Source organism: Tunturiibacter gelidiferens, from assembly GCF_014201335.1.
GTDB lineage: Bacteria > Acidobacteriota > Terriglobia > Terriglobales > Acidobacteriaceae > Edaphobacter > Edaphobacter lichenicola_E.
The window spans coordinates 162,141-185,557 of sequence record NZ_JACHEB010000008.1; the positions used below are offsets into that span (position 1 = coordinate 162,141).

A 23,417-nucleotide genomic window follows, 5' to 3' on the forward strand; every position below is an offset into this window, starting at 1 on the left:
CGTCCACAGGAAAGCAGTTTGGGATCTCAGAAGAAATATCTGGAAATATGAAGTCCGCCCCGCTCACAGTTGTACCGTCTCGCGCTCTCCGTTCGGCATGCGTCCTGCTTTTCTTGCTGCGAATGTTCTCCCTGCAATGTTACTCCGCTGAGGTGGTATTCATCTCTTCTCCAGAAGGATCCTTCGCAGAGCGATCGGACGTGGAAATCGCAGCCCGTTTCTACGGCTTGACTGTACTGCATATCAGGCCCAGTACCGAGAATGACCCAGCACTAACCACATCCGTCGAGCGACCGAATGTGCTCGCGGTCATAATTGCCGCAGATGCACTCAATCTCGTCAGTCAAAAGGCGCTCGTGCGAGCCATTGAAGGACGGCCTGGAGGCAGTCTTCCGCTGCTTATCCTTGGTGTGAGTACACAAACGAACACGACTCTCTTGCGAACTTGGTCTAGTGGCGCTGTGGTCGGGTCTCGGCGTCTGGCAAGTTCGATTCCCATCGTGTACGATGTTGGCTTTTTCGATGGACTCACGCGGCAACTAAGCGGTATTGAACTTCCTTATATAAGATCCAACCCGGTCTATTTGTTGATTAGCCCGAGCAGCGGGTCTCAAAGAATTATAGACATCCGGCAAGCGAGCGACGTTCTCCCGATATTCGTCGAGAATACTCTTGGCCGACTGAAGGTATTCTTGGCTTGCGCTCCGCCAGTTCATGAATTTCAAGACGAATCGAGTCCAGAGCACACAGTGGCTGCGTTCACGCAGATCGCTCCTCTGATGATGTTTATGAGGTACTCCGCAGGGAATAAAGGTTGGCATGCGGTACATCATTATTCAAATCTCACCATCGACGATCCCTGGCTTCGAGAACCGTACGGGTTTCTCAGCTACGAAAGTCTCCTAAGTGAAATGGAAAAGCATAATTTTCACTCGACGATTGCTTTCATTCCTTGGAATTATGACCGCAGCGATCCTCGCGTGGCCTCGCTCATTCGTGCTCATCCCGACAAGTTTTCCATTTCTATCCACGGGGACAATCACGATAACAAGGAGTTCACGGATTACCGTAATAAGCCCTTGAGCGGACAAACTGTGGCCCTTCAGCAATCGTTGGCCAGAATGAACAGCTTCCAAAAGCTGACAGGTATTCCATACGACAACGTGATGGTATTTCCCCATAGCATTGCGCCTGAACAGACTCTTGGTGTGCTAAAGGCTTACAACTATCTTGCAACCATCAACTCTTCGAACGTTCCGATGGACCGAACGAACCCGCCGCTCCTTCCTTTCGCTTTACGCGCCGTTACACTGTCATTCGCAGACTTTCCGAGCATCCGTCGTTATTCGGTAGAAGCGCCGATCCCGAAGGGTCTCATAGCAGTAAGCCAGTTTCTAGAGAATCCGTTGTTCTTCTACGGCCATCAGGAGTTTTTTTCAAGTGGCATAGATGCTTTCGACCGGTTGGCGGACGAGGTTAACAGGATTGAACCAGATACTCGCTGGCGAAGTGTGGGAGAAATAGTCAAACACCTTTATTTGACAAAACAAAGGGATGAGGAAGGGTACGATGTGATCGCTTTTTCAAACAATTTTTGCCTAGAAAACGTCTCTTTCCAGAAGTCGACTTTTTACATCAAAAAGCAGGAGTCTGGCGAGCCGACAATAGAGTCGTTGATGGTAGATGGCCTGCAAGTACCGTATCGCATTCAAGAGGGTTACATTGATCTCGCCATAACTGTACCTTCAGCGAGCACGCGTTGCGTTGTAATAAAGTATGTCAATGACCTGCAGTTGGCCACGACCGACATCTCGAGAAGGTCAGCCCGTGTCTATTGTCTTCGGATGGCTTCTGATTTTCGAGATATAACTCTTTCGAAAGTAGCTATTGGTCGCGCGGTAGTTCGGTTTTATTATAAGCACAACCTAACGCCGATGGCCGTATTGATATGTTCGTCATTATTCATTTTGTGCTGTTTGGTTGGTGGTTGGTGTCTACGATCAGTGGTGGACAAACACTATAAAGCGAGGGGCATTGCTACGCCGAGCTAGCTGCACACCGGAGCATCGGCGGCTGCACTTCGTAAGTCTTAACACTCTGTGGAGTTGCATTTAACCGCACTTAGATTAACCCGACCAGAAGAGTAAATCGTGAAACTATCAATTATAATTCTTTGCTGGAACGATCTCAAAATCATCGTTGATTGCTTATCTTCCATTTACTCGAACACTCATTCAACGGAGATCGAAGTAATAGTTTCGGATAATGGTTCGACGGACGGATCGTGTGCAGTCATACACAAAAACTTTCCACAAGTCAGGGTGATCGAGAACGGCATAAATCTGAGATTTGGCAAGGGCAACAATGTTGGTATCGCGGCAAGTACGGGCGAATATGTCTTGATTCTGAATCCGGATACGATCATTCATGAAGGGTCGCTCGACCGCTTCGTTAATTTTGCAGATCGACATCCCGAGGCAGGTGGATTCGGATGTCGGGTCCTGAACTCGGATGGATCCTACCAGGGTTCCGCTCGGCCATTCCCTACAATATGGCGGGAATGGCTCGCAGCGCTCTACCTGCGCCCGCTCGGGTATTTATCCGACACCTTTGTATCCGACAAGTATATACGATGGAATGGCGAGACCGAGCGGTCTATCGATTGGCAGTCTGGCTGCTGCTTGCTAGTACGGGGAGAAGTGCTCAAGCGATTAGGTGGCTTTGACGAGCAGTTCTACTATTACTACGAGGATCTCGATCTATGTCACCGTATCTGGGATGCCGGTTACCCAGTGGTTTACACACCTGATGTGACCATAACGCATTTGGGTGGGCAGTCGACAACCGGGCGATTTCCGATTGCGTTCGCGTTAGACAAATACCGCAATCGCTACCGCTACTTCTATAAGTATTTCGGAAGACGAGGCGTACGTCGATGTCGGCACGTGTCCATTGCCTGGCTGCTAGTCCGGGGGGTCGGATATAAGCTGGCCCAATATGTCAGGCCTTCGGACGCGCTAAGAAGGCGATTGCAACTTTACTGGGCCGCCACTGAATGGAACTGGCGTGTTGATCCTGTTCAGCTTGTTGAGAATGGAAAAGAGCCAGAAACGCGGTTGCAAGTCCCCATCCAGATCCCTCAATAATCTTTGCGAATTCCAGATCCGAGGTTTATTTGAAAATTGCGATAGAGTCGAGACACTTGGAAGAAATTGTGGTGCTGGTGCCGGAGGTTTTTCAGGACGCCCGTGGCTTCTTTATGGAAACTTTTCGGGAGGATCAATTTAAGGTCTTAGGCCTGCCTCACCAATTCGTGCAGGACAATCATTCACGCTCAGTGAAGGGCGTTGTTCGTGGTCTGCATTTCCAGTGGGACCCCCCAATGGGCAAGCTTATGCGCGTTTCGGTCGGGAGTGCATTTCTTGTGGCGGTTGACATCCGAAAGGGTTCCGCCACATTGGGAAAGTGGTTTGGCGTCGAAGCGTCGGCCGAGAATAGGCGACAGTTATGGGCTCCAGCCGGCTTTGCACGCGGCTTCTGTGTTCTCTCCGAGGTCGCGGAGATTCAGTACAAATGTACGGGTCTATACAACAGCCGGGCTGAGTCTGGAATCCGCTGGGACGATCCACAGATCGGTATCGAGTGGCCGGTCAGTAAGCCCTCGCTTTCCGAAAAAGATCGAAAAGCCCAAACCTTAGCACAGTGGCTCGCCGAGGCCGAATCGGATCACTTCCATATCTGACATTTTTTAGCGGTCGATTGTGTTACAGCTCAGAAACGCAGCTGCTTGATCGTGTCCGAATTTCACATCACAGGGGGAAATTATGAAACTGCTCATCGCTGGTGGAGCTGGCTACATTGGTTCGGTCCTGATACCGAGGCTTCTCGACCGCGGCTACAAGGTTGACGTCGTGGACATGTTCTGGTTCGGCAATCACTTGCCGTCTCAGGTTGGCATCCTGAACAAGGATATCTTCCAGCTCTCGGGAGAAGACCTAGAACGCTACGATCAGGTGATCTTTCTGGCGGGATTATCGAACGATCCCATGGCCGAGTATTCCCCGGCGAAGAACTTCGTCTTCAATGCGGCGGCTCCCGCATATCTTGCTTACATGTCCAAGATTGCGGGAGTGAAGAGATTTATCTACGCCTCTTCCTGTTCCGTGTACGGCTACACGGAGAACGAGCTGTATGATGAAACGCGGCCGGTCAGTTCCCGATACCCGTATGGCATCTCCAAGCTCCAGGGCGAACAAGCAGCCATGCAACTGGCCGACGACCAATTCTCGGTCATCTCACTCCGCAAGGGAACTGTATCGGGATATAGCCCGCGTATGCGGTTTGATCTCATCATTAACGCCATGTTCAAGACAGCGATGAAGAATCGCATCATTACAGTTAACAATCCGTCCATCTGGAGGCCGATCCTTAGCATTGACGATGCTGCCACTGCTTATATCCGCGCCGTTGAGGCGAACCGGTCACTCTCGGGAATATTTAACGTTGCCTCTGGAAACTATACCGTGGGAGAGGTCGGGGATCTGGTGACCTGCGCGATTGAGGAGCGGCTCTCAATCCGAGTGAATCTTTGCATCAAACACATGGAGGATATCCGAAACTACAAAGTCAGTATCGAAAAAGCCAACAACGTCCTCAGCTTTCATCCCCGCGGAGATGTGAAATCCATCGTCAGAAGCCTGATTGATAACAAGGATAAATACGAAGGATGGGATAATCCTGCCTATTCAAATATTGAGTCCTTCAGGGCTCTGGAAAACGGAGTTCATATCCATGACATGGTGGGGGCTGCCTCATGAAAGTCGCTGTCGTCGGTGCAAATGGGCAGTTGGGAAGTGACGTTGCCCGAGCCTTCGGCAACAATGGTGACGAGGTGTATGCGCTCACACACTCGGACATCGAGGTCACTAGCTTCGACTCGGTAATGGGCGCGCTTGTTGGACAGCGCCCGGACGTCATTGTGAACACGGCGGCTTTGCATCATGTCGAACTATGCGAACAGGAACCCGAGAAGGCGTTCGCTATCAATGCGCTCGGCCCGAGAATTCTGGGTTGCGTGGCAAAGGATCTGGATGCTGTTTTGGTCCACATCAGCACCGACTATGTGTTCGACGGAAATAAGGCGAGTCCGTACGAAGAAGCCGATACGCCACGTCCGCTGAGCGTATACGGAAATACAAAGCTGGCCGGCGAGTACTTCGTTCGATGCGCGACGCACAAGCACTTCGTCCTCCGTACGTCTGGGCTCTATGGTAAGCGCCCGTGCAGAGGGAAGGGGGGGCTAAACTTTGTGGAGTTGATGTTGAAACTCGCGCGGGAGCGGAGTGAGGTCCGGGTAGTCGAAAACGAGGTAATCACCCCGACGTTCACCAGGGATCTGGCGCAGCAAATTGTAGTGCTGAGCCAATCGAACTGTTACGGAATCTACAATGCCACTGCGGAGGGAAGTTGCTCGTGGCACGAATTCGCTCGAGAGATATTCGCCGTCACCAACACTACAGTCAACCTGAAAGTGGCATCAGCAACAGATTTCCCTTCAAAGGTACCGAGGCCGGTGTATTCAGTCCTTGAGAATCGCGCTCTGAAGCTTCGTGGGTTGAACACCTTCGAGACTTGGCAGCACGGCCTCCGCGATTACTTCGGCATACCGAACTGTGAATAACATAACCAAAATGGAACGCTACGTTATTATTACCCCCGTGCGCGATGAAGAAAAGTATCTTGGGCAGACTATCGAATGCGTACTCAATCAAACCGTAAGACCCTTGGAATGGGTGATCGTCAATGATGGTTCTAGCGACAGAACGGGCGAGATTATCGACCAGTATTCGGCCCAGTTCTCCTGGATCCGCGCCGTACATCGAGTGAATAGAGGATTCCGGAAATCCGGCGGGGGCGTCGTCGAAGCATTCTATGACGGCTATCGAGCGCTCCAGTCTAAGGAATGGGAGTTCATAGTGAAGCTCGATGGGGACTTGACCTTTTCCACGCATTACTTCGAAGAATGTTTTGCGCACTTCTACGAAGAGCCGCGGCTTGGAATCGGCGGCGGACAGATTTATCACAGCCTTGATCGGAAGTTGAAGCTCGAGGAAAATCCGAGGTTTCATGTGAGAGGGGCGACGAAGATTTACAGAAGGACCTGCTGGGACGAAATCGGTGGTCTGTGGGTGGCGCCGGGCTGGGATACCATCGATGAAGTTAAGGCGAACATGTTGGGATGGACGACTGGTGCTTTCCCTGAGTTGCAGCTCATTCACCATCGCATCACGGGGTCCGCTGACGGGTTTGTGCGAGACCGCGTGAAACACGGTTTAGCGTGCTATATCTCCGGATACCACCCTTTGTTTCTTGCAGCCAGTTGCGTGCGCAGGCTTGTTCGACCGCCGTATGTCGTCGGATCGTTCGCAGTTCTCTTTGGCTTTCTTAAGGGTTATTGGCGCAACGTTGCCAGGGTGGACGATTCGAAGCTGATAAGTTACCTGCGCAACCAACAACTCAGGCGCCTCTGTGGGTTGGAAACCATTTGGAAATGATCCATCATCGAGCCAGTCGAGTGAGTTACTCCGCAAAAAAGGGATTTTTGGGGGGGTACGAATTGAGCAGAATCCTACCCGTGATCTGCTGTTCTTCTCTAAAACAAAAGCAATGCTTCTTTTTCTTGCGATGGGTAGTAACACCTCAGCACGCCGAACATCGGCGCGGACCCCTGATGCTTTCGGCATCCTTGCATCCTGTGACTGTAGGAGTAACCCATGTGCGGAATTAGCGGAAAGCTCAATTTTGCGCAGGATGCCAGCGTCAATCCAGATCTGATTCGCGCAATGTTGGCTACCATACGTCATCGAGGGCCCGATGATGAGGGACTCTACTTGGGGTCTGGGGTGGGGTTGGGTCACAGGCGGCTGTCGATAATCGATCTTAGCAGTGGTCACCAACCGCTCTGTAACGAAAACGGCACTGTCTGGATTGTTTTCAATGGAGAGATCTACAACTACCAAGAGCTAAGGACCTTTCTCCTAAACAAAGGCCATGTCTTCAAAACCCACACCGATACAGAGGTGATCGTACACCTCTACGAAGAGCTCGGAACCCAGTGTCTGGATAGGTTACGAGGAATGTTTGCTTTCGCCATATGGAACGAGAACAAGAAGACGCTTTTCCTGGCAAGAGACCGGGTCGGAATCAAACCTCTCTACTATTGCCTGACCAACGAATCTGTGGTCTTCGCCTCGGAGATTAAGTCGATCCTAGCAGATCCTGAAATCAAGCGTGAAGTTGTGCCGGAGCTGATCGACAGGTTCTTGACTTTCTTTTATCTTCCCGGCGAGGAGACATTGCTCAAGGGCGTCAAAAAGCTGGCTCCGGGGCATTATATCTTGGTGACGAATGGCAATGTGGAGATTAGGCAATATTGGGATCTTCAATTCTCTAAGCCTACGGAGAAGCCGAATCTGAAACACGCAGAGAGTCAATTGTTGAGCTTGTTGGCGGAATCCGTAGAGCAGCACATGATCGCAGACGTTCCAGTCGGTGTCCTGCTAAGTGGCGGCGTCGACTCCACTGCTGTGCTTAGCTTCGCTGCGGAAAAAAGGGATCATGGGATCAACAGCTACACGGTAGGTTTTTCGACTCCTGGCGTGGCAGACGAGAGACCCTATGCCCGCTTGGCTGCGGACGCGTTCGGCACTCGCCATCACGAGATGACCCTCTCGGCTGCGGATTTTGGTGCCTTTTTGCCGCAATATGTCTGGCACATGGAAGAACCCGTCTGCGAGCCGCCTGCCATCGCTTTGTATTACGTGTCCAAGCTGGCCAGCAACGATGTTAAGGTCCTCCTCTCCGGAGAGGGGGGGGACGAGGGCTTCGCTGGTTACAGCAATTATCGTAATCTTCTGTGGCTTGAACGAGTCAAAAGCGGTCTGTTTCCGTTCAGTGGCACGGTCGCGCAGGGACTCTCGTTGGGGAATTCGCTCTTTCGTTTGCCGCAAATAAGCAAATATGTGGCCCTCACGAATGCTCAGTTCCCTAGTTACTACTTCAGCCGCACGTCAAATCCGTACCAGCATGCTAGAAACGGACTGGGTAGCTTATATTCAGCCGATTTCGCGCGATCAATTGAGCGCGAGAGCAGCCTCGAACCAGTCCGTCGTCTTCAGGCTCACGTCTGCGGCATGAATATGCTCGACGCGATGCTCTATATCGATACTAAGACCTGGCTGCCCGACGATCTGCTCATCAAGGCCGACAAGATGACCATGGCCAATTCCGTTGAACTCCGCGTCCCGCTATTGGATCACAAGGTCCTTGAATTTGCCGCGGCCCTACCTTCCAATTTCAAGGTTCGCGGGTTCACTACCAAGTATCTCGCCAAGAAGGTGTTGAGAACCCGTGTCCCCCGGCAGATCTTGAATCGGCCCAAGGCCGGCTTCCCAGTTCCTTATGAAAATTGGCTACGGGGAGAACTGCGGGGCTTGGCACATGACATTTTACTGGACACGCGGACAACGAACCGGGGATACTTCGACAAGGGCAGCTTGGAGCGGCTACTCCGCGCGAACGAGGGCCAAGGCAGCTACTCCAAGGAGATATTCTCGCTGATAACGCTTGAGTTGTGGCATCGAAGCTTTGGCTGAAGTTGAAGGCATCCGTCCGCGAGTTCGAGAGTTTAGTAGCGCCTATGATATTTACAATCGAGCTTAGTTATTTACGGCGGGCAGTTATGTCTAACGCCGGCATTTACCTTGTACGTCCTTACACGACGTTTCTGCCAGTCCCTTAAGTGCAGGCAATTGTTGAACCGCCTAGCACTCTCCAAAAGACGGGCTTGCCACGACTGCCCAGCGGATCACACCGCTTAGAGGCAGCCACTTGGCCCGCCAGCCTTGATATCGCTCTAGAGCGAGACCCACCATAGCACGAAGACAAACAAATAAGAAATGGAAACTCGAGATCTATTGTTCGGAGGCGGAAGCGCTGAGACACTCTTAAACCCGCTGGTGGCGGTGGCGCTACTGTTTGCCATCGGCTTAATCCTATACCTGCCTCGTAAGCACGTCATCGTGCCGCTACTACTTGCCATTTTTTTAATTCCCAAGGGTCAAGTGCTGGTGATTGGCGGAACGCATCTCACAGCGGTCAAGATCCTGTTCTTGACGGGGCTATTGCGGTGGGCGATCTCCAGACGCCCCGTGACACTAGGTGGGGGATGGAACTCCATCGACTGGGTTTTCGCACTATGGGCGTTTTGCTATCCGTTGGTGTTCACGCTTCAGTGGATGGAGAGCCAGGCCCTCATAAAAAGCATTGGTGATTCAATCGATAGCTTCTGCGGCTACTTTGTTTTGAGATTTCTCGTCCAGGACGCCGAGGACGCACGCCGGGTCATTAGAGTGTTCATCGTCATAAGTGCGGTGATCGCCACTTGCATGCTAAACGAGCATTTCACGCAATTGAATGTGTTCGGGCTGCTTGGGGGTGTCCGAAGGCTCTCGGAGATGCGAGACGGCTCTATTCGTGCCAGCGGTGTATTTCAGCACTCGATCTTGGCCGGATCTTTCGGAGCGACCCTGTTACCGCTATTCCTTTCCCTGTGGAGAGAGCACAAATCCAAGATCGCGGTCTCGGTGGGGATCATCTCTTCGACCGCGATAGTCGCGACATCGAATGGAAGCACCCCTACTTTGGCCTACGTTGCCGGTATTTTCGCACTCTGCCTATGGCCATTACGGAATCAGATGCGCTTCTTGCGATGGGGGCTGGCGTTGACTCTGGTCGGATTACATCTTGTCATGCACGGACCCGTCTGGTCCCTTATCGAAAAGATTGATGTAACAGGCTCCTCATCGAGCTATCACCGTTACATGCTGATGGACAACTGCATAAGACACTTTGGGGACTGGTGGTTTCTGGGGGTAAAGAACTATGCCAGCTGGGGGGATTTCATGTGGGACCTGTCCAACCAGTATGTTGCATATGCTTTGACCGGCGGCTTAGTAACAGTGGCACTGTTCGTTGCAACCATTTCGCGGAGTTTTGGAAGACTGGGAGCGGCGAGGAAGCAAAAAAACTGCAGAGACGCTTGGTTCCTTTGGTGTCTTGGTGCTGCTCTTTTCGGACATGTGGTGGCTTACTTCGGGATCGGATATTTTGACCAGACGCAGGTTGCATGGTTCGCGTTGTTAGCGATCATCAGTGCTGGTACAGTCCAGAACAAGACGGCAACTATGGGCCCTCGTCATATCCTGCAATCGAAATTGCTGAATCAGCCTCAACCTGGAGCCTTCGAGAATCAGGGCTTGCGCGGCTTTCTTGGTACTGCCGTCTCGCAACGCTATTCTCGTGTTTTTGATGCGCGTAAGCGTCACCCGCTGGTAACTGGAAGGTTGCTGCGGGCTTCTGGGATTGAGGGCACTCTCAATCCGGACTCGTGGCCAGCGAAAATGGAGCAATCATGAGTATTCTGCGTGGGGTCGTATCGTCATATTCTCTTTTCGGTCTTAACGGGGTCGCACTACTCGCAAAGGCGCGCCTGTTACGACGCTCCACCGAAGTGTCCGTTTCCGTTTCGGGCATCAAACACCCTGTTTACGTCAGGTTAAGAACCAGTGACGTCTCCTTGCTGTCCGAGATGCTCCAAGATGTCGAGTACGACCTGAACTTTCCGGTTCCGCCTTCTGTAATCGTCGACGCAGGTGCTAACACCGGCCTGACGTCAATATTCTATGCCAACAAGTATCCGCAGGCACGGATATTCGCGATAGAGCCGGAATTATCAAACTATGAAATGTTGCTCAAAAATGCGGCGGCTTACGAGAATATTACCTGCATTCGTGCAGCCTTGTGGAAGAGCGACACAAAAGTTAAAATCGCAGATCCAGGTCTCGGCAACTGGGGGTTCCAGACGGCTGCGCTAATACAGACTGGAAGCCAGGTTAGGTCGAAAGAGGTCGAGGCCATTACGGTCAACAGCATGATGGACCGGTTCGGCATCGATCACATCGATTTGTTCAGAGTTGACATTGAAGGTGCTGAGCAAGAGGTTTTCGAGAACGCTTCACCGTGGATAAATAGCGTGCGAGTGATCGCGATCGAGTTACACGACTGGCTCAAGAGCGGTTGCAGCCGATCGGTTTATCTTGCCACGAACGACTTTCACTGGGAGTTTCGAAGAGGTGAAACGGTCTTTCTCGGTAAAGGCGAACGTGTTATAAACGAATTTCTGCCGCGAGTGCAGTCGGATTCGCCAACTTCAACGCACCGAGTGCGTGGACAGCGACCCTGCACAATTTTATGAGCCGTTTGAAGCATTCTCGGCGGAGAATCCTGCCATATGCGTGGGCTGCTGGTTTAAAATCTATTCGGTTGCAGAGCTCATGAAATATAGCGGTGATCGCATTCGTGTTCTTTACAGCTTCCCGCATAAGCTTGGAGCCAGTCGGATCTGCTACACGGCCTGGCAACAAGTCAATGGACTCGCAGCGGCCGGCGCTGAGGTTCTTGTGTGTCCCGGTGCGCTTCATAGGCCAGTTTCCGCGGGCGTGAGAGTAAATCCCACACTTGCGAGAGGCAAGCTACGCATTCCGTATAAATTGCTCGGTACCGATCGTGCACTTGAATTGCATGATTGCATTGTGTCGCGGCGAATCGAGAAACTCGTTGGGCAAATCGACATTATTCATACCTGGCCTTTGGGAGCCCTTCGAACACTCAAGACGGCAGCGAAGTTAGGAATTCCGACGGTTTTGGAGAGACCCAACGCACATACACAGTTTGCGATGGATGCGGTCCAGCAGGAATGCGATCGCCTGCAAGTGGGTCTTCCTCCCGATCACGAACACGCGTACAACGCGAACAAGCTGAGGAAGGAAGAGGAGGAATACAGGTTCGCAAGCCGGCTATTGTGCCCTTCGGATTTCGTGGCAAAGACCTTTCTGGACAAGGGCTATGACAGTGAAAAGCTGGTCCGGCACTTCTATGGCTTTGACCATACGATGTTTTACCCCAGTAACGCACCCCGTAATTCGAAACGTGGACTAACCATGCTGTTTGTGGGTGCCTGTGCGGTAAGAAAAGGTGTGCACTACGCACTTGAGGCGTGGTTGCGATCTCCAGCTTGTAGAGATGGCACGTTTATGATTGCTGGAGACTTCTTACCGGCATACGCTAAAAGACTCGCTCCTATGTTGTGTCACCCAAGCGTACGAAGTTTGGGGCACAGGAATGATATTCCGGAACTGATGCGAAACGCCGATGTGCTGGTCCTCCCCAGCGTTGAAGAAGGAAGTGCTCTAGTAACATACGAGGCCCGGGGCAGCGGATGCGTATTGCTTGTTTCGGATGCCACTGGCGCAATTTGCAGGCATATGGAAACCGGGTTGATTCATAGCGTTGGTGACGTTGCAACCCTTACACTGCAGATTACAATGTTACATGCAGAGCGCCTGCGTCTCGAAAAGCTGCGAAAGGCATCTTTGGATTCCGCCCACGAAATCACTTGGACGGCAGCTGGAACGCGACTTCTTGACGTTTATCGCGAGGCGCTTGTGGGCTAGAGACAAAAAAAGCCGAATGCGATTGGTAGGCTCGAAGGAGCCGAAGCAATCCTTCTCTAGCTCCCGATGAGAGAGTGGCGCTGGCTTGTTGTCTATCGCGGAAAATCACGCTCAGAACTACAAAACACGCGCCACTCTGTTCGGCTGCTCACCTTAGCTTACTGTGTGCTAGCGGTCAAGTTGGTGGGCGGATTCGGCTTTCCCGATACCACGGTAGTTGTATTGATCCCTATATCGGTCCCTCCGCTCGATGCGTTGTGGCCTGCAGAATCCGAAGTCAATGCGAATCCGGCGTAGGTGGTAGGGGATGTTCCACCCGTAAAGGTAGGTGTGCTGCCGCCGATGCTGTTGGCTCCCGAGCAACCACTAGTGGGGCACAGGTTGAAGTTGATATTGGTTGTTCCGCTCGGGGGCTGTCCTGAATTTTGCGAGGGAACAGAGTAGAAAATATTATTCGTGAATGTTACGTTGCTGGATGGGTTGTTGTTGTGATCATTACCGTATTGAGCGCCGGATGTGCTTCGGATCGTGTTGTGATCCAGTTTGATTGTTTGAGCGCCGCCGAACTGCATCCAGAAGTTGTCTTGCCCGTCTGTGTTACAAACGTTATTCGTAATTGTAGTATTGGTTGATCCATCATCCAGCAGAAAGCAGTCAGAAACATCGTGAATGTAGTTACCGGAAATAACTGTATTGACACCGCCTCCGGCATCCTGAATGGCATCGCAGTGAATACCGTTGCAGCTGCTTTCGTGAATGTTGCTAATTTCGTTATTTATGATCTGCGTCCCGCAGGAGCTTCCGTATTGAATACCATCCGACTCTCCCCCACTGATCAAGTTGTTCGAGATGGTGATTCCGTCGGGGCAGGAGGTATTACCAACAACGCGCATCCGGTCCTCTTCACCGGCAGTAGCGAATCCTACGAAGGTGTTATTCGTAATCAAGATGTTGGCATTGGCCAAAGTATTATTGGAGACTGTAACACCGAAGCTCGTCATGGCATTATCAGAGAAAGTGATGTTACTGTTGCCTCCTTGACCGGAAACCTGGATCAGCATTCCTCCTGAAGAGCTAGAACCGGAAAAGCCAGTAATCGTAACATTGCTTACACCATTGAGATTAAATAATCCCATGTTAACCGTCGCACCAGTAGCGGGCTTCAGCGTTACGACGCCACTGGGGTGAGCAGCAAAAATATCTATGCCAGCACTATAGGTCCCTGAAGAGAAGCAAAGCACGGTGCTTCCATTGCCATTCTGTACGGCGGTGTTGACATTGCTACCGGGATAGGGAGAAGTGCCTACGTTTGCTGGTGTAAATGTTTGGGTACAGGTCTGGCCGAAGGCACACCCCGCTAACAGCAGCCAGAGACTGTACACTGCTAAGCGGACGCCCCGCGGGCTCAATCGTGTCTGAAAAATACGGCTATCTGAGAACATGTTTTTTGCTCTGATAGTCGATACGGCGAGGAAATCTCTCATAGGGCTCCATGGGGTGTTTATCTTAAAACGAAACGAAACCGTGTTTACACACTAAAGTGTCAATGCTCGGGAAAGAAATGGCGATCGGGAGCGCGTCCGCCCTGCGATAACTATCTGGGGGATTGTAACGGGTATGAGCCTCTGACTCTCAAGATGCAAGCTGCTGTCGGCCTACACCAACACCGGCGGTGCCAGGCCGGTGCGGGGCCAGCCGCCGAAGGTTACTTGAGAAGTACGTGAAGACGTTGAGACAATGTGGCCGGGGGAGGCAAGAATAGCGTATTTTGACGACACGAACATCACCTCTTGAAACGTGCAAAAACTACTTGGACTAAGAGGGCAGAGCAAAAAAGAAAAGAGGTAACATTGCAAGTTTTGCACGAAAGCAGGCCGCCAATTTCCCAGGGCGTCCGATGCAGGGAATGCTTGTGTCTTACCTGGCAACCAGCATGAGCTCCACAGGTCGCCTTTTCATTCCCAACGTTCGTACAAAATCAAAAGTTATACAGCGTTTATAGTTTTACTAGGCAACATCACAAGAAGAGCGGGAAATGCCTCACCCGTCACGACTAAGACTGACATTCCTACTGGAGGGACGCAATCACACTTATTGGTTACTACTCTGGCTAAGTGTTGATTTCCCGAATGCTCACTATATTTATATCAAAGATGCCTCAAGCGATCAAGAATACTGCCTGAGTTCCTATGGAATGATTGCGCGAATATGCATAGTGGTGAGCCTCTTCGTATGGAAGTGTTGGACTGCGGGGACTTTTGTGCGGAGTGCCTATCGAAAAAGACGAGCTTGCACTTTTCAGGGATACTCGAGTAACTCTATATTGTTCATATTGAACTTTTTACCACTGCCCAGTGCGCGACTGAAGAAGAGGACCATGCGTACTGAAACGGGTGAAGGGCGGAATCCAGAAGATCAAACCGGATACATCGAGCGCCTTAATGTGTTTGTGAGCGATTTCCCGCGCCACCTCCGAACTAATCGTCAATCTGAAAGTCCAGGAAGAAAGTGTGTTGGCTGATGTCCCCGGTTCAGGAATAGGCTCCTATTTATTTCTTTCTGGGAACGATCATCTTCGGAACGCGATACGCGAGTGGTCCGCAAAACACGAGCCAAGATCGAAGGGGAGAAACTCAGTCTCTCTTCATTACAGGCTGGGCCGCCTTAGAGGTATCGGGAAGCCGGCCACCTCTCACACTTGGCAAAAGATAGGCAGCGGGACGGTGTTTTGGCGGGACCAGGTTTCAAGCAAGTTATTGAGCCTGAGAGAAAATCTGATCCGGCGCTTTTCTGAGAAGGTCGGTTGCTTTCCGCTCGACCATACCTCTCGTGCTGACTGATGACGTCGCAGGCCATTCTTGGCGATCAGTCTCGCCGATTAGGCAGCGATCAAACGGCTCAGCACCGAGTACATACCGGTTCACTTAAGTTGTGACTTGTCGACTCCTACGCCCTCACCTCCGTCAGGGCAATCACACGAATGTTCTTTCTCACTGAGACAGGCTCGTCGAAGCCATCGAGAATTAAGCTGCATTCGACATAAAGTGGTGCGGCCTGACCAAAGACTTCAGCAAATAAGTTCAAATAGGCTAAAACTCGGGTGCACCACTACCACCAATTGGCTTCCCGTTGGAGAGAACAGCTTTCTGAAACACTATGGAATCGTTACCGTTACCGGGCTCGTTGGAATGCTCTCCCGACCGCTAGCATCAGCGGACGTTACCTGATAACTATAAGTAGTCCCACTTACCACTGTTGCATCTACGTAATCGACCGCCGTGTCAGGCGAGGAGTTTATGCGCGTAAAGGATCCGCCACCGGTCGCCCGATAGATGTTGTACCCCGCGACAGGATCGTCAGAACCGGACGGTGCATTCCAACTTAGATCGACCTGATGCGCGACCGCGGTACCTGTCCCCGTCAGAGAGACTGTTGCCATATTTCCGCTGGTCGCGTTGCTACTGATCGTAAGCTGTCCAGTGAGCGCTCCGGCTGAGGTCGGCCCGAACTGCAGCTTCAGCGTCAGAGTCTGGTTAGGATTCAGTGTTGCCGGAAAGCTCCCGCCAATGATGGTGAACCCAGCCCCAGTGATCGTCGCAGAATTCACCGTCACAGGCGTCGTGCCCGACGAGGTCAAGGTTAAGGACTGCGTCGTCTCCGTGTTCACCTTTACGCTACCGAAGCTTAGACTTCCAGCGCTCACCGTCAATTGCGGATTCGCCGCCGTACCGGTACCGCTCAGCGTAACCGAGATCGTGCTTCCGCTAGTCGAGTTGCTGCTGATAGTGAGCTGACCGCCAGCCGATCCAGTCGCGGTCGGATCGAACTGTACCTGCAATGTTATCGACTGGGTCGGACTCAGTGTCATCGGAAGACTCTGAGCTGCGATTGAGAAGCCAGCCCCGCCAATGGCCGCAGAGTTCACCGTCACCGGCGACGTCCCAGACGATGTCAGCGTTAAGGACTGCGTCGTTGCTGTGTTCACGGTTACACTACCGAAGCTCAAGCTCGTAGCACTCACCGTCAACTGCGGATTTGGCGCCGCCGAGGCCATGCCGTCCAAGGTCACCACAGTCGTGCTACCAGACGACGAATTGCTGTTGATCGAAATCTGACCGCTGGCTGTTCCTGTTGCCGTCGGCAGAAACTGCACCTGCAACGTCATCGACTGCGTCGGGTTCAACGTCGCCGGCAAATTGCCTCCGACGATCGTAAAGCCAGCACCAGTGATCGTCGCAGAGCTCACGGTTACTGGCGAGGTCCCAGTCGACGTCAGTGTCAGCGACTTTATCGTCGCCGTATTCACAGTTACTCTGCCAAAGCTCAAGCTCGCAGAGCTCAACGTCAACTGCGGGCTCGGCGCCGCCGCACTCGTACCACTCAGAGTCACCTGCGCAGTAGAACCGGTCGACGAATCGCTGCTGATGGTGAGCTGACCGCTGGCCGATCCTGTCGCGGTCGGCAGAAACTGCACTTGGAACGTCATCGACTGCGTCGGATTCAACGTCGCCGGTAGGTTACCGCCAACGATAGTAAAGCCAGCACCGGTGATCGTCGCAGAACTCACCGTCACCGGCGAAGTTCCCGTTGAGGTCAGCGTCAACGATTGCGTCGTCGCGGTGTTCACCGTAACGCTGCCGAAGCTCAAACTAGCAGCGCTCACCGTCAACTGCGGGCTCGGCGCCGCCGCACTCATACCACTCAGAGTCACTTGCGCAGTGGAGCCCGTCGACGAGTCGCTGTTGATGGTGATCTGACCACTGGCTGATCCTGTTGCCGTCGGCAGGAACTGCACCTGCAACGTCATCGACTGCGTCGGATTCAACGTCGCCGGCAGGTTACCGCCAACGATAGTAAAGCCAGCACCGGTGATCGTCGCAGAGCTCACCGTCACTGGCGAAGTTCCCGTCGAAGTCAGCGTTAGCGATTGCGTCGTCGCCGTGTTCACCGTCACGCTACCGAAGCTCAAACTAGCAGCGCTCACCGTCAACTGCGGGCTCGGCGCCGCTGTGCTCGTACCACTCAGCGTCACCTGTGCAGTGGAACCGGTCGATGAATTGCTGCTTATCGTGATCTGACCGCTCGCTGTCCCAGTTGCTGTCGGCAGGAACTGCACCTGCAACGTCATCGACTGCATCGGATTCAACGTCACCGGCAAATTTCCCCCAACGATCGTAAAGCCAGCACCGGTGATGGCCGCGGCACTGACCGTCACCGGCGACGTCCCGGACGACGTCAGTGTTAAGGACTGCGTCGTTGCCGTGTTCACCGTTACGCTACCGAAACTCAAGGTAGCAGCGCTCACCGCCAACTGCGGGCTCGGCACCGCCGTGCTAGTACCACTCAGAGTAACTAGATTCGTGCTCCCGCTCGGCGAGTTACTGCTGATTGTCATCTGACCACTTGCTGATCCTGTTGCCGTCGGCAGGAACTGCACCTGCAACGTCATCGACTGCGTCGGATTCAACGTCGCCGGAAAATTTCCCCCGACGATCGTAAAGCCAGCACCATTGATCGTCGCAGAGCTCACCGCTACCGGCGAAGTTCCCGTCGACGTCAGCGTCAGCGACTGTGTCGTCGCCGTGTTCACCGTCACGCTACCGAAGCTCAAACTAGCAGCGCTAACCGTCAATTGCGGGCTCGGCGCCGCTGTGCTCGTACCACTCAGAGTCACTGCCGTTGTGCTGCCAGTCGACGAATCGCTGCCAATCGTGATCTGGCCGCTCGCTGATCCTGTCACCGTCGGTAGGAATTGCACTTGTAGCGTCACAGCCTGCGTCGGATTCAGCGTGACCGGCATGCTACCGCTAACGATCGTAAAACCAGCACCGGTGATCGCAGCCGAGTTCACTGTCACCGGCGAAGTCCCCGTCGAGGTCAGCGTCAACGACTGCGTCGTCGCCGTGTTCACCGTCACGCTGCCGAAGCTCAAGCTCGCAGCGCTCACCGTCAACTGCGGGCTCGGCGCCGCTGTGCTCGTGCCTCCCAAAGTCACCTGCGCAGTGGAACCGGTCGATGAATTGCTGTTGATCGTGATCTGGCCGCTCGCTGATCCTGTCGCCTTCGGCAGGAACTGCACCTGCAACGTCATCGACTGCGTCGGGCTCAACGTCACTGGCAAACTACCCCCGACGATCGTAAAGCCAGCACCAGTGATTGTGGCAGAGCTTACTGTAACCGGCGCAGCCCCGGATGACGTCAGCGTCAACGACTGCGTCGTCGTCGCCGTGTTCACCGTCACGCTACCGAAGCTCAAGCGCGAAGCACTCACCGTCAACTGCGGACTCGGCGCCGCTGTGCTTGTACCACTCAGAGTCACCTGCGCAGCAGAACCGGTCGACGAGTCGCTGTTGATCGTGATCTGTCCGCTCGCTGTTCCAGTTGCTGTCGGCTGGAACTGGACCTGCAACGTCATCGGCTGGGTCGGATTCAACGTAGCCGGCAGGCTACCGCCAACAATCGTAAAGCCAGCACCAGTGATAGTCGCAGAACTTACCGTCACCGGCGAAGTCCCCGTCGAGGTCAGCGTCAACGATTGGGTCGTCGCAGTGTTCACCGTCACACTACCGAAGCTCAGGCTCGCAGCGCTCACCGTCAACTGCGAACTAGGCGCCGCTGTGCTCGTACCACTCAAAGTAACCAGGTTCGGGCTCCCGCTCGATGAGTTACTGCCGATTGTGATCTGGCCGCTCGCTGATCCTGTCGCCTTCGGCAGGAACTGCACCTGCAACGTCATCGACTGGGTTGGGTTCAAGGTCTCCGGAAGACTCCCGCCAACAATCGTGAAACCAGCACCAGTGATCGTCGCAGAGTTCACCGCCACCGGCGAAGTCCCCGTTGAGGTCAGCGTGAACGATTGGGTCGTCGCCGTGTTCACCGTCACACTGCCGAAGCTCAGACTCGCAGCGCTCACCGTCAACTGCGGGCTATGCGCCGCTGTGCTCGTACCGTTCAGAGCAACTGAGATCGTACTGCCTGTGGTTGCATTACTACCGAATGTGATCTGACCGTTCGCTGTCCCTGTTGCTGTCGGCAGGAACTGCACCTGCAACGTCATCGACTGCGTCGGGTTCAACGTAGCCGGAAGACTCCCGCCAACAATCGTAAAGCCAGCACCAGTGATCGTCGCGGAGTTCACCGTCACCGGCGAAGTCCCCGTCGAGGTCAGCGTCAACGATTGGGTCGTCGCCGTGTTCACCGTCACATTGTCGAAGCTCAGACTTGTAGCACTCACGGCCAGATGAGGGCTCGTTTGAGGACTTGACGCCGTCGCCCCTGTACCAGTCAGGGTCACTACCGTCGTGTTGTCACTCGCCGAATTACTACTAATTGTGATCTGACCGCTTGCCGCTCCGGGAGATGTGGGATCGAACTGCACCTGCAACGTCGCCGTCTGCGTCGGGTTCAGCGTAAGCGGAAAACTACCCCCGACGATTGTGAAGCCGGCCCCAGTGATTGCAACAGAATTCACCCTCACTGGCGAGGTTCCCGTCGAGGTCAGCGTCAACGACTGTGTCGTCGGCGTGTTCACTGTCACACTGCCAAAGCTCAGACCTGCAGCGCTCACCGTCAATTGTGGAGCGGTCTGAGATGTCCCCTGCCCCTGCAATGGGACTTGCGCTACCATTTGCCCCGCCGTACCCATAAGCGTGGCCTGCCCGGAATAATTAGCTCCGGCGGCAGGCGCAAAGCCAATTTTTAAAGTGTAGCTGCCACCAGCAGAAATGCTCATAGGCATACTGGCGTTACCAACAAGCGCAAACGTTTGGCCTGAAACATTCACTTGAGAGACAGCTATTGACGCAGAGCCACGATTCGTCACCTTTACGCTGCTATCAAGCTCGTGACCAACAAGCACGTTTCCAAAATTGACGCTGCCGGGGGATACAACAAGACCACCTCCAGCAGCTGGATCGATCGCTCCCGATCCGCAACCCGACGCCGCTATTGTCAAGCAGCATGCAAGGGCAAATAGTAAAGCTTTTGTCAATCCGAAGAACCCGAGCGTCTTTGCTCCAGATCGAATGCGGTGCCCACTTCGTTTCGACAACGTATCCTCAGAGAAGATAGTGGACACGGCGGATACACCCTGGCCCGAAGACAAAAAAATCGCGTAGATATCTGACACCAACATCACCTCTTGAAGGTTGCAAACGTGCACGACTCAGAGGCAGATAAAAAAGGGAAAAGGAACAGGATGTGCGCAAAGGGGATCGGTTGCCTGTCCGGCAGATCGAAGCCGCTCGGAGGCTTAACTCTTTCCCGGTTTCGTTGAACCGAAAACAATCGTTTTAGAATCAACCTATTTAAGGCCAGGGGAGTGGGGATGGCCTCACTTCTCAGGTAGAAGGTAGTTCCATTTACAACTTCGAACAATGACACGAATTGGTCAGGAAGGCCTGAATGATTGGCCATTGAGTTGCCAAGTCGACTAACAGCAAAAAGGTGCCCTGTTCAAATATTCTGATCGTAAAAATACCGGAATCAGCTTCGGCCCACTTGCTACACTTGTCCCTTAGCAAGGCCTCAGGGTCCGGAGCGCAGAAATTTCAGATTCAAGGGCAGAGAAATTTTGGACGAGTTGAGAGAATGATTAGACTTCGCCCTCTCCGAACAAATTCATCAAATCATCAACCAGTTTCTGACCTGCAATTGGTAGTTGATCGGGTATACTAGGGTATACCGCGCTCCTTTATCGTGGGAAAAGTAGTTCTTTACCAAAACACCTGACCTCCCCAAGTTCTGGTGCAACGGCTCCCGATCTATCAAGTGTTTTACCTCCCCTGCCTTTTCTGGTTTGTAGAGATTCCCCAGATAAGGTAGGAACAAACACTTGATGTCCAAACTGTTAGCGGTTGCGCTCACCGCACTCTCTTTCACCTTTCCCGCACTCAGCCACTCTCAGACCACGCCAGTCTGGTTCACTCTGAACGCTCAGGAGGGACAGACAGTCACTGCAACAGGATCGATCACTCTTCGCTTCGGTCAGGTAGCTACCACCTGCGCTGCACATGCCACTCCCGGTGCGTGCACCGCAGGCGCTGGAGCACCCGCACCCGCAGAGTGGACCTCTACCAAGACCTTCACCCCCGCCGCGTCTGGAGCCACCGTGAGCATAGTCATAGGCAAAGCAGCATTCGGCAATGTGGACCCAGACCCCGGTGTGAAGAAAACCGTGCAGGTGCAGGAGCAGGCGACAGCTCAGAAGATCACGGTCAATGGAACCTCCGTTACAGTCCCCGCGCAATCAACCTCATACGCGTGTCAACTGTCGCAGACTCCAGCCACGATCACTTTTCCGAACACGAACGACGGATTCCAGATCTCTTCTTCTGTTGGTATCACAAGCAACTGCAAGACGACCGTGACTATAGATTCCGTTCAGGCTCCTGGGGCGCCATTCAGCGTCTCCGGATTTCAGACGCCATTCACGCTGGCTCCGGGAAAAACACAGAGCTACACAGCTGTCTTCTCACCCACTACAACCGGTACTGCAACCAGTAAGATCGTCTTTGCCAGCACCGTCTCGTCTGTTCAGCCACTGACGGTGTCGCTCACCGGCACCGGCGTCTCCGCCACGCAGGGAACGTTGGCCGCCAGCCCCACTACATTGAGTTTCGGAAATGTAACCGTCAACGGCACAAAGTCACTGACCGCAACGATCACCAATTCAGGGTCAGCAGCTGTCACCGTGTCTGCAGTCAGCGTGTCAGGAACAGGGTTCTCGCTTACTAGCGTGAAAACTCCTCTTACCCTCGCGGTCAAACAATCGGCGCAGTTGACCGTCACCTTCAAGCCAACAGCCAATAGTTCTGCTTCGGGGACATTAGCGATCACAAGCAACGCCTCGAACAAATCGTTGGCAGTGCCACTGAGCGGAACAGGAGGGCAGCACTCAGTGACCCTTTCATGGAGTGATTCCGGATCCGGGATCGCTGGCTATAACATCTACCGCTCCACTGTTTCGGGAGGATCCTATTCCAAGGTCAACAACGCAACGGTAGTCCCAACGAAATATACCGACAGCGCCGTAACCTCAGGGACTACCTACTACTATGTCATCACGGCAACGGCGCCAAGCGGAGCAGAAAGTTCCTTCTCCAATCAGATATCCGCAAAAGTGCCATAACCGCAACACCCATAGTCGACTCCAAGCATTTCAATACTATTGACAGCGATCGTTCGCTGAATATCGACAGCCTGACGACAGCTGCAAACAACTCGCCCCGATGACATCACGTCACCGGGGCGAGCTTGTCCGGAAAAATTGCTTTGACCTGCCAATCTGTAACAGGCGAGTCTGCGTTCAAAGACTGGGACTTTCTTGATTCGGAATGGTAATTCTGAGTTTCGGCCGCCACAATTGATATTGACCATCCAACTGGGAGTAGGGTACTTGGGAGTTACCGGGATGCAGGTTCGTAACTCATTCATCTTTAGCTGGGCTGCTGACGTAATTGTCATTTTTTGGATTAGTCAGATATACCTCAGACCTGAAGAGACATCGCTTCCCTTCATCTTCAACGACTTAGATTGTTAGCAAAGTTATGAAAGAAGTATGAACAGCATTTCCTATCTTTTGTTTGACACTTCTAAGGGGCAGCGATAAGTTTGGTCCCTCGGGCGCGTGCCGACGGAAGATGCATCTCGGCAGCGCCAGTTTTCGACGGACCTGGACTTTACCTTGAATTGAGGAACACGACTACCACGACGTCTTTACTCGAAATTACGGAAACTTTCGAGCAGCCGTTTTCACGGCACCCAATTCGCCATTTTTGACGTAGGTCGCACGACACACTGGGCGGTGAGTCGCGTCAATCCGGTCTACAAACATAGCCGGCGACA

General features: G+C 53.1%; 14 protein-coding genes. 11 read left to right on the forward strand and 3 right to left on the reverse strand.

The genetic code is table 11. The features are described 5' to 3' along the window. Window positions 1-200: 200 nt before the first annotated feature. The 10 genes from HDF14_RS16915 (at window position 201) to HDF14_RS27230 (ending at window position 12,572) form a co-directional block, all read left to right on the forward strand. Window positions 201-2,051 (forward strand): hypothetical protein, encoded by a 1,851-nt coding sequence (locus tag HDF14_RS16915; protein WP_183978911.1) that lies wholly within the window; start codon window positions 201-203, stop codon window positions 2,049-2,051. A 99-nt stretch (window positions 2,052-2,150) separates the two neighbouring features. Then, window positions 2,151-3,146: a glycosyltransferase family 2 protein gene (locus HDF14_RS16920; RefSeq protein WP_183978913.1), complete on the forward strand. Its 996-nt coding sequence runs from the start codon at window positions 2,151-2,153 to the stop codon at window positions 3,144-3,146. 56 nt (window positions 3,147-3,202) lie between these two features. Beyond that, entirely contained in the window at window positions 3,203-3,742 is a 540-nt protein-coding gene (rfbC, locus tag HDF14_RS16925; protein ID WP_260698340.1) for a dTDP-4-dehydrorhamnose 3,5-epimerase, read from the forward strand. A gap of 82 nt (window positions 3,743-3,824) precedes the next feature. Beyond that, window positions 3,825-4,817, forward strand: coding sequence for an NAD-dependent epimerase/dehydratase family protein (locus HDF14_RS16930; protein ID WP_183978917.1), 993 nt, complete (start codon window positions 3,825-3,827; stop codon window positions 4,815-4,817). Further along, complete coding sequence (gene rfbD / locus HDF14_RS16935; protein WP_183978919.1) at window positions 4,814-5,680, forward strand: dTDP-4-dehydrorhamnose reductase; 867 nt, start codon at window positions 4,814-4,816, stop codon at window positions 5,678-5,680. Before HDF14_RS16930 ends, rfbD begins: the two co-directional genes overlap by 4 nt. 10 nt (window positions 5,681-5,690) lie before the next feature. Then, on the forward strand, window positions 5,691-6,554 hold the full coding sequence (locus tag HDF14_RS16940) for a glycosyltransferase family 2 protein (protein ID WP_221304743.1): 864 nt from the start codon (window positions 5,691-5,693) through the stop codon (window positions 6,552-6,554). A 219-nt stretch (window positions 6,555-6,773) separates the two neighbouring features. Continuing rightward, the gene (gene asnB, locus HDF14_RS16945) at window positions 6,774-8,654 is read left to right on the forward strand and encodes an asparagine synthase (glutamine-hydrolyzing) (RefSeq protein WP_183978923.1); all 1,881 of its coding nucleotides are present in this window, start codon (window positions 6,774-6,776) and stop codon (window positions 8,652-8,654) included. A gap of 303 nt (window positions 8,655-8,957) precedes the next feature. Further along, window positions 8,958-10,475: a hypothetical protein gene (locus tag HDF14_RS16950; RefSeq protein WP_183978925.1), complete on the forward strand. Its 1,518-nt coding sequence runs from the start codon at window positions 8,958-8,960 to the stop codon at window positions 10,473-10,475. Beyond that, window positions 10,472-11,314 (forward strand): FkbM family methyltransferase, encoded by an 843-nt coding sequence (locus tag HDF14_RS16955; protein ID WP_183978927.1) that lies wholly within the window; start codon window positions 10,472-10,474, stop codon window positions 11,312-11,314. The genes HDF14_RS16950 and HDF14_RS16955 overlap by 4 nt, the downstream gene beginning before the upstream one ends. Beyond that, entirely contained in the window at window positions 11,286-12,572 is a 1,287-nt protein-coding gene (locus HDF14_RS27230; RefSeq protein WP_221304744.1) for a glycosyltransferase family 4 protein, read from the forward strand. Before HDF14_RS16955 ends, HDF14_RS27230 begins: the two co-directional genes overlap by 29 nt. Before the next feature lie 158 nt (window positions 12,573-12,730). Here the strand turns inward: HDF14_RS27230 and HDF14_RS16965 are convergent, their stop codons facing one another. From HDF14_RS16965 to HDF14_RS16970, 3 genes are all read right to left on the reverse strand, one after another. After that, on the reverse strand, window positions 12,731-14,056 hold the full coding sequence (locus tag HDF14_RS16965) for a right-handed parallel beta-helix repeat-containing protein (RefSeq protein WP_183978929.1): 1,326 nt from the start codon (window positions 14,054-14,056) through the stop codon (window positions 12,731-12,733). Window positions 14,057-14,227: 171 nt separating this feature from the next. Next, the gene (locus tag HDF14_RS26720) at window positions 14,228-14,350 is read right to left on the reverse strand and encodes a hypothetical protein (RefSeq protein WP_260698341.1); all 123 of its coding nucleotides are present in this window, start codon (window positions 14,348-14,350) and stop codon (window positions 14,228-14,230) included. 1,376 nt (window positions 14,351-15,726) lie between these two features. Continuing rightward, window positions 15,727-20,706 (reverse strand): beta strand repeat-containing protein, encoded by a 4,980-nt coding sequence (locus tag HDF14_RS16970; protein WP_260698342.1) that lies wholly within the window; start codon window positions 20,704-20,706, stop codon window positions 15,727-15,729. A 702-nt stretch (window positions 20,707-21,408) separates the two neighbouring features. Between HDF14_RS16970 and HDF14_RS16975 the strand changes: the two genes are divergently transcribed. Next, window positions 21,409-22,701 carry a choice-of-anchor D domain-containing protein gene (locus HDF14_RS16975; protein ID WP_183978933.1) on the forward strand — a complete coding sequence of 431 codons (1,293 nt, stop codon included), beginning with the start codon at window positions 21,409-21,411 and terminating at the stop codon, window positions 22,699-22,701. Window positions 22,702-23,417 lie beyond the last annotated feature (716 nt).